Below are 16,907 nucleotides of genomic sequence, written 5' to 3' on the forward strand. Positions count from 1 at the left end.
AGCGCATGAATATCAAGCGCTAGAGCCGTATTTTGCTTGAGAAATCACCGTTTGCTGCACCACACGGTCGTCGCCGAGCACGATCAGCGCAAACAAAAGCTCATCGAGGTTACGCGCCTGGCGGGTCTTGCGCGCCAAAAGCGGCGTGGCTTCGGGGTTCAGCACCACAAAATCGGCCTCGCAGCCCGGCTGCAGATTGCCGACCACACCCGCCAGGCCCAGCGCCCTGGCCGCGCCCGCCGTGTGTTGCCACCACAGTTGCTGGGGTGACAGACTCAGGCCCTGCTTGGTCTGGCCCTCACGCCCCACGTAGTACGCGGCCAGCATGGTGTGGAACGGGCTGAAGCTGGTGCCTCCGCCCACGTCGCTGGCCAGGCCATAGCCAAACCCCACGCGGTCGGCACCGGCGTAGTCGAAAAACCCGCTGCCCAGAAAGAGGTTACTGGTGGGGCTGACCGCCGCCACCGCGCCGGTGTCACGCATCAGCGCGCGGTCGTCGTCATCGAAGTGGATGCAGTGCGCATACACCGCACGTTCGCGCATCAGGCCAAAGTCGTCGTACACGCCCAGGTAGCTGCGCGCGGCGGGGAACAGCTCGCGCGCCCAGCGGATCTCGTCGCGGTTCTCGGCCACGTGGGACTGGATCCACACATCGGGGTAGCGCGCAGCCAGCTCGCCCGCGCCGCGCAATTGTTCATGCGTGCTGGTGGGCGCAAAACGCGGGGTGATGGCATACCCCAGGCGGTCCACGCCGTGCCAGCGCCGGATCAGCGCCTCGGTGTCGATGAGGCTCTGCTCGGTGTCGTCGCGCACACCATCGGGCGAGTGGCGGTCCTGCAGCACCTTGCCGGTGATGAGGCGCATCCGCTGGCGCTGGGCCTCGGTGAACAGGGCATCCACCGACGCGGGGTGTGACGTCGAAAACGCCAGGGCTGTGGTCACGCCGTTGCGCAGCAGCTCGGCCACAAAAAATTCGGCCACCTGTGCGCTGTAGCTGGGGTCTACAAACCGGGATTCGTGGGGAAAGGTGTAGTTCTCCAGCCAGGGCAGCAGGCCATCGGCTGGCGAGCCGATCACGTCCGTCTGCGGGAAGTGGATGTGCATGTCCACAAACCCCGGCGCCAGGATACGCCCCGGCAGATGCACCACAGGCTCCCCGGCAAATTGTGGCGCGAGAGTCTGCCAAGCGCCTGCCGCCAGCACACGCTGGCAGCCCTGAGCGTCAGGGCCAACGGCCAGCAGGCCATCTTCGTCATAGAGGGCGCTGCCGTCGTCGGCAAAACGCAAAAGGGCGGAACGGTAAACAGGCATGGCGACAAGCTTAGCGGCAGGGGGCGCCGTTTGTATATGCAGCACCCCATAGTGGCTATGGGGTTCGGGGAGCGCCGACCAGTGAAAACGATGGGCGATATGCCCTGCAGGATCAGCGGGACACCTTGCCCACCACGCCTTCCACCAGCCAGTTCATCTGCAATATCTGGGCATCCGGCAGTGCCTGGCCAGCAGCAATGCGCTCCTGCCCTTCGTTGTCGCGCACCGGCACTTTGCCCGCACGGAAGGGCTGGAGCTTGCCCGCGCCCACGGCCTTTTGGGCATTCAGCACCTCCTGCTGGACGGCCGCTGGCACCCGGGTGCCAAAGTCACCGACGCGGATCATGCCCTCGCGCACGCCGCCCCACAGGTTGGCACTTTTCCAGGTACCGTTTTGCACGGCGCGCACGCGCTCGGTGTAGTAGCTGCCCCACTCGTGCGTCACGGCCACGATCTGCGCGTCCGGGCCCGTCTTGCGCATGTCCGAGTGATAGGCCACGGCCATCTTGCCGCGCTCTTGCGCAGCCGCCATTACTGCGGTGGAGCCGGTGTGAAACGCGATCACGTCCACGTCCTGGTTGAACAGTGCCATGGCGGCATCCCGCTCCTTGGGCGGGTCGAACCATACGTTGAGCCACACCACCTTGACAGTGGCCTTGGGGTTGACCGATCGCATGCCCAGCGCGAAGGCGTTGATGCCCTGCAGCACTTCGGGGATGGGAAACCCGGCCACGAACCCTGCCACGCCGGTCTTGCTCATGCGGCCTGCGGCGATGCCCGCCAGGTAACGCCCCTCGTAGTAGCGCGCATTGGCGGCGGCCACATTGGGGGTGGTCTTGTAGCCGGTGATGGACTCGAACTTCACCTGCGGATAGTCCTGCGCCACCTTGAGCGTGGGCTCCATGTAGCCAAAGCTGGGGGTGAAGATGATCTGGTGGCCGGTGGCGGCCAGGTCGCGGATCACGCGTTCGGCATCGGCGCCTTCGGCCACGTTCTCGACAAACGTGGTCTTCACCTGGTTGCCCAGCGCGGCCTCGACGGCCTTGCGGCCTTCGTCATGCTGGCGCGTCCAGCCCGCCTCGGTGATGGGCGAAACATAGACAAAACCGGCTTTGACCGGCTCGGCTGTATGACCCTTGGCGGACGTGGTCTGGGAAAAAACGGGGGAGAAAAAACAGGCGGCCACGAGCGTGGCAGCGAGGTTTTTGTACATGGTGTTCCTCTACATGGCCCTGATGGAATGGAACGGAAGCACCGCAGGACAACGGTGCCACCGGGACGGTCAGACTGTGCGAAAACTACATGGAGTGGTGTTGCAAAGACTGCCGGGTTAAAAACAGGATTCAAGTGCGGGCGTGCGCTGCAGCAGCGCACAGAGCCCCGCCATCAATTTCAATTCAGCCGCAGCGCCTGCGGGCCCGCGCCCAGGCGGAAGGCACCCACCACTTCGGCCAGGCGCGAAGCCTGATCCTTCAGGCTTTCGGCGGCAGCGGTGGACTCTTCCACCAGGGCTGCATTTTGCTGGGTCATCTGGTCCAGCTGGGTTACCGCCACATTCACCTGGCCAATGCCCTGGCTCTGCTCCGAAGCGGCTGCGCTGATCTCGCCAATGATGTCGGTCACGCGGCGCACGGAACTCACGATCTCGCCCATGGTGGTGCCAGCGTTCTGCACCAGGGCAGCACCCGACTCGACCTTTTCCACCGACACGCCAATCAGCGTCTTGATTTCCTTGGCCGCCTGGGCCGAGCGCTGGGCCAGTGAGCGCACTTCGCTGGCCACCACGGCAAAGCCTCGGCCCTGCTCGCCTGCACGGGCGGCTTCCACCGCGGCGTTGAGGGCCAGGATGTTGGTCTGGAACGCGATGCCGTCGATGGTGCCGATGATGTCGGCAATCTTCTTGCTGCTGGTGTTGATCTCGTCCATGGTGGTCACCACCTGTGCCACCACATCGCCACCGCGCTGGGCCACCTGCGCCGCCGACACGGCCAGCTGGTTGGCCTGCACGGCCGAATCGGCGCTCTGGCGCACGGTGCTGGTCAGCTCTTCCATCGAGCTGGCGGTCTCCTGCAGGCTGCTGGCTGTCTGCTCGGTGCGCGCGCTCAGGTCCTGGTTGCCAATCGCGATCTGGGTGCTGGCGGTGGAGATGCTGTCCACCACGCCCCGCACTTGCTGCAGCGAACGGTGCAGCGCGCTGCGCATGGCATCCAGCGCGCGCAGCAGGTGGCCGGTTTCGTCATTGGCGTAGCTCGCCTGGGGGGCACCCGTCAAGTCCATGTTGGCGATGGTCTCTGCAATGGCCTCGGCCTTGCGCAGCGGACGCGTGATGCTGGTGGTCAGCAGCCAGGCCAGCAAGGCGCCCAGCAGCAGCGACACGCCGGTGCAGATCTGCAACAGCAGCGTGGTCTGGGCACGCAGCTCTTCGCTGCGCTTGCCGGCAGCATCGAGCTCGGCGCGCTGGCCATCCACCATCTGCTGCACACCCGCCAGATAGCTGCGGGAGGTGGGCTCAAACCGCTCGGTGAAAACCTTGTTGGCGTTCTCGGCATCGCCCGCCTGCTTGAACTTGCTCACTTCCTCGCGGGCCGCCAGGTAGTCTTTGCGCAGGTCACCCACCTTGGCAAAAAGCTGCTTCTTCTCCGGCGTGTCCATCTTGGACTCGATGAATTTCTGCAGCTCGTTGGTATCGCGGATCGACGCGGCCGTGGCGGGTGCAAAGTAGGGGATCAGGCTCGCGTCGCTGCTCTTGGCAATGGCTGCCGCACGCTGCACGCCCGATGTGGTGTGGCGCAGCCAGTCCGAGCCCGCGCGCTCGGTCTTGATGTTGTCGTTGACCATGGCGTCGATCTCCCGGCCCAGCTGGCTGAGCTTGACCACGGCCACCACGCTGCTGGCAAAAAACAGCGCCAGGATGAGGCCAAGCACCAGGGTCAGGCGCTTGCCAATGGAGATTTGACTGAGAAACATGGAAGGCTCCAAAAAAGGGGGCAACACGGCACCCGTGCACTCCACAAGGGAGCGCAGGGTAAGGGCCATGGTGGTGGATCACCCCGTGGGCCTGGGCCGGAAGCAATTCGAACGAATACTTACTATTTTAAGGGTTTACCCAGATCAGGCCCCTGCCGCACTGGCGACAGTCCCCCGGGCGCCATGTCCCAAGCCCACTGCGCGCTACCCGAAGCTCAGTAGTCGTGCTCCACGCAACGCTCGAACGCTTCCTTGAGCTTGTGCTCCCACACCCGCTTGTCGGCATTGCCTGCAAAGCTGGCTTCAAAACTGTTGAAAGCCAACTGGTAGGCATGTTTGGCCGTGAGGCCCGTGGCCGCAAACACCTGGGTGAAGTTCTCGTTGATGTAGCCGCCAAAGTAGGCAGGGTCGTCCGAATTCACGGTGGCAGCCAGCCCGGCATCGAGCAGCTTGCCGAGGTTGTGGTCTGCAAGGTTGGGGAAGACGCACAGCTTCTGGTTGGAAAGCGGGCACACCGTGAGCGCAATGCGGTCTTGCGCCAGGCGCTGCATCAGGGCAGCGTCGTGTACCGCCTGCACGCCATGGTCGATGCGCTCGACCTTGAGCACATCCAGCGCACTCCAGATGTAGGCGGGAGGCCCCTCCTCCCCCGCATGGGCCACCAGGTGCAGGCCCAGCTCGCGGCAGCGGGCGAACACGCGGGCAAACTTCTCGGGCGGGTGCCCCAGTTCGCTGGAGTCCAGGCCCACACCCACTATCTTGTCGAGCAGCGGCATGGCCTGCTCCAGCGTTTCGAATGCCGACTCCTCGCTCAGGTGGCGCAGGAAGCACAGGATCAGCGTGGCGCTGATTCCCAGTTCGGCGCGGGCATCCTGGCAGGCACGGTGCAGACCGTTGATGACGGTCTCCATCGCCACGCCGCGTGCGGTATGGGTTTGCGGGTCGAAGAAGAGTTCGGTGTGCAGCACGTTGTCGCGCGCCGCACGACCCAGGTAAGCGCGCGCCATGTCGTAAAAATCCTGTTCATGCAGCAGCACACTCGCACCGGCGTAGTAGATGTCCAGAAAACTCTGCAGATTGGTGAACGCATAGGCGCTGCGCAAGGCGTCCACGCTGGCATAGGGCAACGTCAGCCCATTGCGCTGCGCCAGCGTAAAGATCAGCTCGGGCTCCAGCGAGCCCTCGATGTGGATATGGAGCTCGGCCTTGGGCATGGCACGCAGCAGGCTGGGAAGGCGCTCGGCGGAGATGGGGGGGATCTTGAACATCAGCAGACTCCAAAGGTGATGCCACTCTGGCGCAGAAAGCGGCGATACGCAGATGATGCCTTGTCGGCAGCGGTATGCAACTCCGCGCGCAGGTCGAGTGGCAGGCACTGTGGCGTCTGCGACTCCAGCACGGGTTGGTCCTGCGTGAAGATGGTGTGCTGGAAGGCCTGCAGTTTCTCGTCCGGCGATTCGAAATCCGCCACGGCCAGGCGGAACCACACCCGGCTGCGCACCGGCGTCACCGGACAGATGAACAGCGCAATGGACTCGCGCCAGCCATCGACCGCCGTGGTGCCCGCCTCGGGCACCTTGGTCAGCACGGCCCCATAGGGGGCCGTGACTTCGTAGGTGTATTCGACCTGGGCGGCCGCCGTGGAATGCAGGTTGGATTGCGGTTGCCAGGCCTTGCAGCCCGTGGCCAGGAGGCCTGTGGGCGTGGGCTCCACGCGGTAATCGTCGATGGCCGTCGCCTCACGGCTGCCGAGCCAGCCTTCGTGCACAAAGCCGAAATGCGACATGTCCAGAAAGTTCTCGACGATGCGCGGCGCGCTGGCCGCCACGTCGTAGGGACCGCAGTTGAGCTTGCGCAGGCGAGCATCCCCCTCCGCCGCAAACCCAGGCAGTCCCTGCTCGCCCGGTACGATGCGCACCCACACCAGGCCATAGGCCTCCTGCACCTCGAAATGGCGGACGCAGTGCGTGGCCGGGGGCGCAAAGGTGGGCAGTGCAGGCACGTGCGTGCATTGCCCACCGGCCGCAAACTGCCAGCCATGGTAGGGGCACTCCAACTGGCCCTGGGGCGTCACGCGGCCCAGCGACAGGCGGGCGCCCCGGTGCGGGCACTGGTCGGCCAGCGCGAGCACGGCGCCTTCGCTGTCGCGCCACAACACCACGGGTTGCTCCAGTACCTGCACGGCCAGCGGCGCCTGCGCCGCCACGGCTTCTGACAGTGCCACCGGGTGCCACAACGTAGATTCCAACATCGTCCTTGCTCCTTAGAACCTGTTCAAAGTCTTTTTGGAGATTGCATTGGAGTGCAATCGGGATGAGCGGATGCTTTGGGTGCGCCGCGTGGGCTCATGCCCATGCAAGCAGCCGGGGCGTCCAATCGCCCGATTTCACTCCAACCCTTCGGGCAAGTGCCTTGCAGGGCGGTCTGCGGAGGAGCAAAGCTTGCCAATAGCACGGGCTATTGGCTGCGCACCGCGCATTGCATCCCATCCCGGCAGGGTACTTGTGCGACTCCAAAAAGACTTTGAACAGGTTCTCAATGCTGCAGGCCACAAGCACGCCTGCAAAACAAAAGGGCCACCCCAAGGCGGCCCTTTGTCACAGCAGCTCGCAAGAACTGCTGATGAACGCGGTGCGAATTACTTCTTGTCGCCGCCAGGGATCTTGCCTTCCACGCCCTTGACATAGAAGTTGATGCCGCCCAGGAACTTGTCGTCGGCCACAGCGTCCTTTTCCAGCACGGGCTTGCCGTCCTGACCCACGATGGGGCCCTTCCAGATGCTGAAGCTGCCGTCGGCCAGGCCCTTCTTCACGGCTTCGACCTTGGCCTTGGTGTCGGCAGGCACGTCTTCAGCGATGGAGACGATGTCGATAGCGCCCTCCTTCACACCCCACCAGCTTTGGCCCGAAGCCCAGGTGCCGTCCAGCACGTCCTTGGTGGCCTTGACGTAGTACGGGCCCCAGTTGATCACCGCCGATGCCAGGTGGGCCTTGGGGCCGTAGGCGGTCATGTCGCTGTCCCAGCCGAAGGCGCGCTTGCCCTTTTCCTGGGCGGTCTTGAGCACGGCGGGAGAGTCGGTGTTCTGGAACAGGATGTCGGCGCCACCGTTGATCAGGCTGGTCGCGGCTTCGGTTTCCTTCGGTGGGCTGAACCATTCATTCACCCACACCACCTTGGTCTTGATCTTGGGATTGACCGACTGCGCACCCAGCGTGAAGCTGTTGATGTTGCGGATCACCTCAGGGATCGGCACCGAGCCCACCACACCCAGCGTGTTGGACTTGGTCATGGCGCCAGCGATGATGCCGGCCATGTACGCGCCTTCGTAGGTGCGGCTGTCATAGGTGCGCAGGTTTTCGGCCGTCTTGTAGCCGGTGGCGTGTTCGAACTTCACACCCTTGTTGTCTTCCGCGACCTTGAGCATGGACTCCATGTAGCCGAAGGTGGTGCCGAAGATCAGCTTGTTGCCCTGGCCGGCCAGGTCGCGCAGCACGCGCTCTGCGTCAGCAGACTCGGGCACGCTTTCCACAAAGCTCGTCACGACCTTGTCGCCAAATTCCTTCTCGATGGCCTTGCGACCGTTGTCGTGCGCGAACGACCAGCCGCCGTCGCCCACCGGGCCGACATAGGCAAACGCGATCTTCAGTGGCTCGGGCTTGGGTGCCGGTGCTTCTGCGGCAGGGGCCGGTGCAGGCGCAGGGGCCGGTGCCGGTTCTTCCTTCTTGCCACAGCCCACCAGGGCAGCAGCAGCCACAGCGGAGAGCGCTGCCACCTTGAGCAGGGAGCGTTTCTGCAGATCAGTCATGTCGGTTTCCTTATCGAAGAAGTAGGACTTGCAAAGGTTGGGGGACGAAAACAATGATTATGGTGCGATCTACCGCAGGGTAACCAGATTTTCCGGTGGGCTAGCCCTTTCAGGAGCCCGGATAAAACGGTTTGCCCAGCGAGGCCGGCATGTTGATGCGGATCCACGCCGGATTGCGCGAGATCAGCGCCAGCACCACGATGGTGGCCACATACGGCAGCATGCTCAGCAACTGGCTGGCCACCTGCACGCCCGTGGCCTGCAAATGGAACTGCAGCATGGTCACGCCACCAAACAGATAAGCACCAAGCAACACCCGTGCCGGGCGCCAGGTGGCAAAGGTGGTGAGCGCCAGCGCAATCCAGCCGCGCCCGGCCACCATGCCCTCGACCCACAGCGGGGTGTAGACAGTGGAGATGTAAGCCCCGGCCAGACCGCACAGCGCCCCGCCCACCACCACGGCCGCCAGCCGGATGCGCCGCACCGGGTAGCCCAACGCATGGGCTGACTCAGGCGATTCGCCCACCGACCGCAGCACCAGCCCGGCGCGCGAGCGGTACAGAAACCAGATCAACCCCGCCACCAGCAGCATGGTGAGATACACCAGCGGGTGCTGCTGGAACAGCGCTGGCCCGAGGAGCGGCACATCGCCCAGCACGGGAATAGCGTACTTGGGCAGCTCGGGCAGCTTGGCCTGCACGTAGCTTATGCCCGCAAACGCGGAGAAGCCCACGCCGAACAGACTGAGCGCAAGCCCCGTGGCGTACTGGTTGGTGTTGAGCCAGATCACCAGCACACCAAAGATGGCAGCCAGCACGGCACCGGCCGCCATGCCTGCCGCAAAGCCCAGCCAGGTGTTGCCCGTGTGCACCACGGTGGCAAAGCCTGCAATGGCGGCGCAGAGCATCATGCCCTCGGCCCCCAGGTTGACGATGCCCGCCTTTTCGTTGATGAGCAGGCCCAGGGCCGCAATGGCCAGCACGGTGCCCGCGCTGAGCGTGGCGCCGATGAGCAGTGCATAAGACTCCATCAGACACCTCCTTTCTTGCTGCCGACCCAGCGGATGCGGTAGGCAATCAGCGTGTCACAGGCCAGCAGCGTGAACAGCAGCAGGCCCTGGAACACGCCGGTGAGCGACTTGGGCAGGCCCAGGCGCGACTGCGCCAGTTCACCACCGATGTAGAACATGCTCATGAGGATGGCGGAGAGGATCATGCCCACCGGGTGCAGCCGCCCCACAAAGGCCACGATGATGGCCGCGAAGCCGTAGCCCGCAGGCACATAGGGCGTGAGTTGGCCGATGGGCCCTGCCACCTCCAGCGCACCGGCCAGGCCAGCGGCGCCGCCCGAGATCAGCAGCGCCGTCCACAGCGCGCGGCGCGACGAAAAGCCCGCGTAACGCGCTGCTGCCGGTGCCAGCCCGCCCACCTGCTGGGCAAAGCCCGCCCGCGTGCGGAACAGGAACACCCACAAGGCCCCAGCGCCTGCGAGTGCCAGCAGCAGCCCGATGGACACGCGCGAGCCCTGCATCAGGCGCGGGATCTGCGTGACCTTCTCGAACGTCTTGGTCTGCGGAAAGTTGTAGCCCATCGGGTCCTTCCACGGGCCATAGACCAGGTAGCCCAGCACCAGCGTAGCCACATAGACCAGCATCAGGCTGACCAGGATTTCGTTGGCGTTGAACTTGTCGCGCAGCAGCGCCGTGAGCCCCGCCCAGGCCATGCCACCCAGCACCCCGGCGAGCAGGATGGCGGGCACGATCCAGGGGCCCGTGGTCTTGTCGGCCAGCAGCGCCACGCCGCCCGCCACCACGGCGCCGATGACAAACTGGCCTTCGGCGCCGATGTTCCACACGTTGGAGCGGAAACACACGGCCAGCCCCAGCGCAATCAGCAACAACGGCGTGGCCTTGACCATGAGTTCGCCAATGGCGTACTGCGTCTTGATGGGCTCCCAGAAGAACACCTGCAGCCCGCGCACCGGGTCTTTGCCCAGCGCAATGAACAGGGCCACACCGATCAACACGGTAAAGGCCAGCGCCAGCAGGGGCGAGCCATAGGTCCAGAGCTTGGACGCCTGGGGGCGTGGTTCCAGCTTAAGCATGCTGCACCTCCCCTGCCTTGGCCTGTTGTGCGAGGTGCGCTTGCACATCGGCATGCCACAGCCCGCTCATCCATTCACCGATGCGCTCCACGGTGGCCTCGGCGCGGGGCACCGAGGGCGACAGATGCCCCTTGGCCACCACATGCAGCCGGTCGCAGATTTCAAACAATTCGTCCAGCTCCTCGCTCACCACCAGCACGGCGCAGCCTGCGTCACGCAGGGCCAGGATGGAGCCCCGGATCTGTGCGGCGGCACCCACGTCCACGCCCCAGGTGGGCTGCGAGACGATGAGCAGCTTGGGGTTGGCGTCAATCTCGCGCCCCACGATGAACTTCTGCAGGTTGCCACCCGACAGCGACTTGGCCGCTGCGTTGGGTCCACCCGCCTTCACATTGAAGCGTCGGATGATGTCCTCGGCATGTTTTTGCAGCGCACCCACCTTGATCCAGCCACTGCCGCCGACCGAATTGGTGCGGGTGAGCAGCAGGTTGTGCGCCAGCCCCATGGTGGGCACGGCGCCCCGGCCCAAGCGCTCTTCGGGCACAAAATGCAGGCCCAGCGCACGGCGATGGCCGGGACCCATGCGGCCCGCGTTCTGGCCGGACACCTGGATGCAGGCCGCGTCAGCCCGCTGGTCTTCGCCCGACAACGCGTAGAGCAGCTCTTTTTGCCCGTTGCCCGACACCCCGGCAATGCCCACCACCTCGCCCGCCTTGACCTCGAACTGCAGGTCGATCAGGTCCACGCCGAACTGGTCAGCGCGCGGCAGCGACAGGCCCTGCACGCGCAGCACCGTGGCGCCAGTCTGCACGGCACGGTGTTCCAGCGCCGGCGGCTCGGCGCCGATCATCAGCCGCGACAGCGATGCATTGGATTCCTCGGCCGGGTTGCACACGCCCGTCACCTTGCCGCCACGCAGCACGGTGCAGGCAGTGCACAGCGCGCGGATTTCGTGCAGCTTGTGGCTGATGTAGAGGATGCTGCAACCCTCGCTGGCCAGCTTGCGCAGCACCACAAAAAGCTTTTCGACCGCCTGGGGCGTGAGCACCGAAGTGGGCTCGTCCAGGATCAGCACCCTGGGGTTGGTGAGCAGCGCGCGGATGATTTCCACCCGCTGCATTTCGCCCACGCTCAACGTGTGCACGGGGCGCAGGGGGTCGATGTCAAGGCCGTATTCGGCGGCCTTGGCGGTGATGCGGCCGGTCACTTCGGCCAGCGTCAGGCTCTTGTCCAGGCCCAGCCACACGTTCTCGGCCACCGTGAGGGTGTCGAACAGGCTGAAATGCTGGAACACCATGGCGATGCCCAGGGCCCGCGCTTCTTGCGGGTTGCGCACCTGCACGGCCTGGCCGTTGAAGAACACGCTGCCTTCATCGGGCTTGACCGAGCCGTAGATGATTTTCATCAGCGTGGACTTGCCCGCGCCGTTTTCGCCCAGCACCGCGTGGATTTCACCCGGCAGCACCGTGAGCGACACGCCGCTGTTGGCCACCACGGCCGGGTAGCGCTTGGTGATGCCCACCAGCTGCAGCCGTGGCGGCGCCGCACCAGGCGCTGAAGGATTGGGGGGAGAACTCATGCGGGGATTGTCTCTCAGTTTTACAACTTGTTATAAGAATGAAAATACCTCATGGCGCTTGTTCAGCATGCTCAAGCAGCTATTCTTTTCGTAGCGAAGCAGCCACGGTTTTCACGCAATCTCGCAGCCAGGCGGCCGCCGCCGAGTGGTGCGTGCGGGCGTGCCACAGCTGGTAGTACATGAGCCGAGGAAACGGCACCGGGCACGGCAATATAGCCAGCGGAAGTTGCTCCACATACCGCTCGCAGTACTGGCGGCCGGTGGTCAGCACAAGCAAGCTCGATGCCACGATGCTGGGGATGAGGCTGAAATGTGCGCAGCGCGCCGTGATGTGGCGCTGCATGCCCAGGCTGTCCAGGTGGGCGTCGATCACGCCGCGCGCGCCGGGGTGGGTGGGCGTGGGCGCGATGTGTTCGGCGGCCAGCCAGCTTTCCACGTCCCAGCCGCGCCGCACGGCGGGGTGGTCTTTGCCGACCAGGCACACCACCTCGTCACCAAACAGGCGGCCCATGTGCAGGTCGTCCGGCGGCTGGGGCCAGTTGCCAATCACCACATCCACCTCGCCCTGCGCGAGATGGGCGTGGTAGTGCGTGTCGGCCGACAGGGGCAGGATTTCGATGGGGCACAAGGGCGCTTCGACCTTGATGCGGGCCACGAGCTGGGGTAGAAAAAGGGGGTCGAGGTAATCGCTGGCGGCCACGCGGAAGGTGCGGGTGGCCGTGCGCGGGTCAAACCCACGCGCATCCGAAAACAGGGCCTCCGCCGCCCGCAGGATGGCCCCGGCGGGCTCCACCATGCGCAGCGCGGCGTCGGTGGGCATCATGCTGGCGCCGGAGCGCACCAGCAGAGGGTCGCCCGACAGGTCGCGCAGCCTTTTGAGCGCAGCCGACACCGCCGGCTGGTGCATGCCCAGTCGGACGGCGGCCCTCGATACGCTGCGTTCTGTGAGCACGGTGTGCAAGACCCTTATGAGATGGAGGTCTATCTTGTCGAAAAGGGCGTGGTCTCTCATAGCGGTGTGGGCATGGGTGCCATAAGCTTGCGCATATGCCGGTGGCGGTAGTGCGCTCTACCCTCTGCTGAACCTTTCCATCCAAGATCGAAGTGGCGTTTGTCATGACAACAAGACCCTTGCAATTCCTGCGCCGAGGCCAGCCCGTGGCGCTGGGCAATGTACCACCCGACCGCACCCTGCTGGAGGTGCTGCGCGAAGACCTGGGCAACACCGGCACCAAGGAAGGCTGCGGCGAAGGCGACTGTGGCGCCTGCACCGTGGTGCTGGGCGAAGAACGCGACGGCCAGCTGCACTACAGCGCCGTGAACAGCTGCATCCGCCTGGCCCATTCTGTGGACGGCATGGCACTGTGGACGGTGGAAGACCTGGCGGAAGATCCGCTGATCCAGCCAGTGGGCGACGCCCCCGCTGCGGCGCGGCAAGCCATCACTTTGCACCCCGCCCAAGAAGCCATGGTCCAGTGCCACGGTTCCCAGTGCGGCTTCTGCACGCCGGGCTTCGTGATGAGCCTCTTCGGCATGTACCAGAACCATGTCTGCCACGGCCAACCCATCACCCGCGAACTGGCGCAGGAAGAACTCTCGGGCAACCTGTGCCGCTGCACCGGCTACCGCCCCATCCTCGATGCCGCCCAGCAGATGGCGTCGCTGCCCGGCATGGCGGTCAACGAGGCCGAAGTGCTACAAAAATTGAAGCTGCTTAGGCATGATGCACTAGCGCATGCGACCGATTCGGCCTATATCGTGCCCTCCACCCTCCCGGAGCTGCTGGCAGCACGCGCCGCCCACCCAGGCGCCCAGGTGGTGGCGGGCTGTACCGACGTGGGGCTGTGGGTGACCAAGCAGCACAAGCAATACACCCAGGTGCTGGATGTGACCCGCGCGGCCGAGCTGCGGCAGGTGGCGCAGCACCCCGACGCCATCCACATCGGCGCTGCGGTCACGCTGACCGACGCGTTTGCAGCCCTCACCGCACAGTGGCCGCAGCTGCATCGATTTGCCACGCGGTTTGCGGGGCTGCCCGTGCGCAACTCGGGCACGCTGGGCGGCAATGTGGCCAACGGCTCGCCGATTGGCGACTCCATGCCCCTCTTGATCGCGCTGCGCGCCCAGGTGGTGCTGGCCAGCCAGGCCCGGGGCGAGCGCCAGCTGCCGCTGGAAGACCTGTACACCGGCTATCGGCAAAACGTGATGGCGCCGGACGAGCTGCTGGTGCGCATCGTGGTGCCCCGCCCCTCGGCCCAAGAACAGCTGCGGGCCTACAAGATTTCGAAGCGCTTTGACGACGACATCTCCGCCGTCTGCCTGGTGCTCAACCTCGACATCGCTGACGGCACCGTGCAGCGCGCCAGCATTGGCGCGGGCGGCGTGGCTGCTACACCGGCCCGTGCGCGGCAGACCGAAGCCGCCCTGACCGGCCAGCCCTGGACCGAGGCCACCGCGCTGCGCGCCGCTGCGGTGCTGCAGGCCGAGTTCAGCCCCATCTCCGACATGCGCGCCAGCGGCGCCTACCGCCGCCAGGTGCTGGGCAACCTGCTGCAACGCTACTGGCTGGAGAGCCAGGGCCAGCCCTCGGTCAGCCTGGACACCTTGACGCTGGAGGCCGCCGTATGAACGCCCCCCACACCATCGCAGAGACCGCCCTGCCCGCGCCCGCCCGCGCCGCCATGGGCCAGTCGCACATCCACGAAAGCGCCCGCGCCCAGGTGGCGGGCGCCGCGCACTACATCGACGACCTGCCGGAGGTGAAGGGCACGCTGTATGCGGCGCCCATCCTTTCCACCGTGGCCCACGGCACCCTGAATGGGGTGGATGCCACCGCCGCCCTCGCGCTGCCCGGCGTGCGCGGCGTGGTGCTGGCAACCGACGTGCCCGGCGACAAGATCCTGGCCGCGTTCGGACACGACGAGCCCGTGTTTGCGCTGGACAGCGTGCAGTTTGTCGGCCAGGTGATCGGCCTGGTGGTGGCCGACTCGGTCATGCAAGCGCGCCGCGCGGTGCGGGCCGTGAAGCTCGACATCACCCCCCTGCCTGCCGTGCTGACGGTGCAGGACGCGCTGAAGGCGCAAAGCTATGTGCTGCCGCCGGTGTTTGTGCGCCGGGGCGATGCGGCCACGGGCCTCGCGCAATCGGCGCACCGCATGCAGGGAGCGTTTGAAGTCGGCGGCCAGGAGCATTTTTATCTGGAAGGCCAGATCGCCTACGCCATGCCGCTGGAGCAAAAGCAGTGGTGGATCTACTCCAGCACCCAGCACCCTGGCGAGGTGCAGCACTGGGTGGCGCACGCGCTGGGCATCGACAACCACGCGGTCAAGGTGGAATGCCGCCGCATGGGCGGTGGCTTTGGCGGCAAGGAGACCCAGGCCGGACACCTGGCTGTGTGGGCCGCCGTGGCCGCGAACAAGCTGGGCCGCCCCATCAAGCTGCGGCTGGACCGGGACGAGGACTTCATGGTCACCGGCAAGCGCCACCCGTTTGCGTACGAGTACGACGTGGGCTTTGACGGCACGGGCCGCATCACGGGCCTGAAGCTCCAGATGGCCGCCAACTGCGGCTTCAGCGCCGACCTGTCGGGCCCCGTGGCCGACCGCGCAGTGTTCCATGCCGACAACGCGTATTACCTGAGCGATGTCGAGATCGCGTCGTACCGCTGCAAGACGAACACGCAAAGCCACACCGCCTTCCGCGGCTTTGGCGGCCCGCAGGGCGTGATCGTGATCGAGGCCATCCTGGGCGACATCGCTCGCGCGCTGGGCCGCGATGCGCAGGACGTGCGCCTGGCCAACCTGTATGGCAAAGACGCGAGCACGGGCCGCCACGTCACCCACTACCAGATGGCGGTGGAAGACAACATCCTGCACGAGCTGCTGCCCACGCTCGAGCAGACCTCGCACTACCGCCGACGCCAGGTCGAGATTGCGGACTGGAACGCGCACAACACCGTCGTCAAGCGCGGCCTGGCCATCACGCCCGTCAAGTTCGGCATCAGCTTCACGGCCACGCTGTTCAACCAGGCGGGCGCGCTGGTGCACGTGTACACCGATGGCAGCGTGCAGGTGAACCATGGCGGCACCGAAATGGGCCAGGGCCTGCACACCAAGGTGGCGCAGATCGTGGCCGACGAGCTGGGCGTGCCCCTGCACCGCGTGCTGGTGACGGCCAGCGACACCAGCAAGGTGCCCAACGCCAGCGCCACCGCCGCCAGCAGCGGCACCGACCTGAACGGCCGCGCCGCCCAGTACGCCGCGCGCAACGTGCGCGACAACCTGGCCTCGTTCGTGTGCGGGCTGGACGGCTGCGGCGCAGGCGCGATCCGGTTTGCAGGCGGCCAGGTGATCTCGCCCAAGACGGTGCGCAGTTTTGAAGAGGTGGTGCAGGCCGCTTATGCCAACCGCATCCAACTGTGGAGCGACGGCTTTTACCGCACGCCCAAGATCCATTACGACAAGACCACCCTCACCGGGCGCCCGTTCTATTACTTTGCCTACGGCGCCGCCTGCACCGAGGTGGCCATCGACACCCTCACCGGCGAGAGCCGCGTGCTGAAGGTGGACATCCTTCACGACGTGGGTCACAGCATCAACCCGGCCATCGACATCGGCCAGATCGAGGGCGGGTTTGTGCAGGGCATGGGCTGGCTGACGACCGAGCAGCTGGTGTGGAACGACAAGGGCACCCTCGCCACCCACGCGCCCAGCACCTACAAGATTCCCGCCACGGGCGACATCCCGGCGCACTTCAACGTCCACCTGTGGCCCGAGGCGAATCGGGAGGACAACGTGGGTGGCAGCAAGGCGGTGGGGGAGCCGCCGTTCATGCTGGCGATCAGTGTGTATGAGGCGCTGCGCAATGCGGTGGCGGCGGGGCGTAGCGGCGTGGATGCTGCGGCGCCAGTGGTGTTGACTGCACCGGCGACTGCAGAGAATGTGCTGAAGGCGTTGGGGCGGTTGGGAGAGTGATATTTTTGGCTGCTGGCGACAGTGGGATATGCGCTAGCAGCTATCGTTTTTGTATCAACGTCATTCTTCGCAGGTTGGTGTGAGGGTGTGACTGCATGCTTCGGTTGAGGGCGGAGGCCGGGAGTCGCCCGGCATGCGAGTCCCTTTCTTTCGCGTCGCCGAAAGAAAG

Annotated in this window: 12 protein-coding genes; 2 read left to right on the forward strand and 10 right to left on the reverse strand. The window is 65.4% G+C overall.

The genetic code is table 11. The features are described 5' to 3' along the window. Window positions 1-12: 12 nt before the first annotated feature. The 10 genes from guaD to ACTJKQ_RS23435 form a co-directional block, all read right to left on the reverse strand. Entirely contained in the window at window positions 13-1,311 is a 1,299-nt protein-coding gene (gene guaD / locus ACTJKQ_RS23390; RefSeq protein WP_440598241.1) for a guanine deaminase, read from the reverse strand. Between the two features lie 112 nt (window positions 1,312-1,423). Beyond that, a complete protein-coding gene (locus tag ACTJKQ_RS23395; protein WP_440598242.1) occupies window positions 1,424-2,524 on the reverse strand; it encodes a BMP family ABC transporter substrate-binding protein in 1,101 nt (366 codons plus the stop codon). A gap of 179 nt (window positions 2,525-2,703) precedes the next feature. Continuing rightward, window positions 2,704-4,278 (reverse strand): methyl-accepting chemotaxis protein, encoded by a 1,575-nt coding sequence (locus ACTJKQ_RS23400; RefSeq protein WP_108498050.1) that lies wholly within the window; start codon window positions 4,276-4,278, stop codon window positions 2,704-2,706. A gap of 215 nt (window positions 4,279-4,493) precedes the next feature. Further along, window positions 4,494-5,546: an adenosine deaminase gene (locus ACTJKQ_RS23405; RefSeq protein WP_056747408.1), complete on the reverse strand. Its 1,053-nt coding sequence runs from the start codon at window positions 5,544-5,546 to the stop codon at window positions 4,494-4,496. Next, complete coding sequence (locus tag ACTJKQ_RS23410; protein ID WP_440598243.1) at window positions 5,546-6,529, reverse strand: aromatic ring-hydroxylating dioxygenase subunit alpha; 984 nt, start codon at window positions 6,527-6,529, stop codon at window positions 5,546-5,548. The genes ACTJKQ_RS23405 and ACTJKQ_RS23410 overlap by 1 nt, the downstream gene beginning before the upstream one ends. Window positions 6,530-6,916: 387 nt before the next feature. Further along, window positions 6,917-8,083 (reverse strand): BMP family ABC transporter substrate-binding protein, encoded by a 1,167-nt coding sequence (locus tag ACTJKQ_RS23415; RefSeq protein ID WP_056060802.1) that lies wholly within the window; start codon window positions 8,081-8,083, stop codon window positions 6,917-6,919. Between the two features lie 109 nt (window positions 8,084-8,192). Continuing rightward, window positions 8,193-9,113, reverse strand: a complete 921-nt coding sequence (locus ACTJKQ_RS23420) for an ABC transporter permease (protein WP_056060799.1) — start codon at window positions 9,111-9,113, stop codon at window positions 8,193-8,195. Then, the gene (locus ACTJKQ_RS23425; RefSeq protein WP_116749156.1) at window positions 9,113-10,186 is read right to left on the reverse strand and encodes an ABC transporter permease; all 1,074 of its coding nucleotides are present in this window, start codon (window positions 10,184-10,186) and stop codon (window positions 9,113-9,115) included. The genes ACTJKQ_RS23420 and ACTJKQ_RS23425 overlap by 1 nt, the downstream gene beginning before the upstream one ends. Then, entirely contained in the window at window positions 10,179-11,765 is a 1,587-nt protein-coding gene (locus ACTJKQ_RS23430; protein WP_440598244.1) for an ABC transporter ATP-binding protein, read from the reverse strand. Before ACTJKQ_RS23430 ends, ACTJKQ_RS23425 begins: the two co-directional genes overlap by 8 nt. Window positions 11,766-11,844: 79 nt before the next feature. Beyond that, on the reverse strand, window positions 11,845-12,777 hold the full coding sequence (locus ACTJKQ_RS23435) for a LysR family transcriptional regulator (protein WP_121943578.1): 933 nt from the start codon (window positions 12,775-12,777) through the stop codon (window positions 11,845-11,847). Between the two features lie 104 nt (window positions 12,778-12,881). Here ACTJKQ_RS23435 and xdhA point away from each other — a divergent pair, with 104 nt between their 5' ends. Together xdhA and xdhB are read left to right on the forward strand one after the other, a co-directional pair. Then, a complete protein-coding gene (gene xdhA, locus ACTJKQ_RS23440) occupies window positions 12,882-14,393 on the forward strand; it encodes a xanthine dehydrogenase small subunit (protein WP_440598245.1) in 1,512 nt (503 codons plus the stop codon). Next, window positions 14,390-16,738 carry a xanthine dehydrogenase molybdopterin binding subunit gene (gene xdhB / locus ACTJKQ_RS23445; protein WP_440598246.1) on the forward strand — a complete coding sequence of 783 codons (2,349 nt, stop codon included), beginning with the start codon at window positions 14,390-14,392 and terminating at the stop codon, window positions 16,736-16,738. Before xdhA ends, xdhB begins: the two co-directional genes overlap by 4 nt. Window positions 16,739-16,907: the final 169 nt, after the last annotated feature.

Origin of the sequence: Acidovorax sp. 22279 (genome assembly GCF_052045435.1) — a bacterium.
GTDB classification, from domain to species: Bacteria; Pseudomonadota; Gammaproteobacteria; order Burkholderiales; family Burkholderiaceae_C; genus Acidovorax; species Acidovorax delafieldii.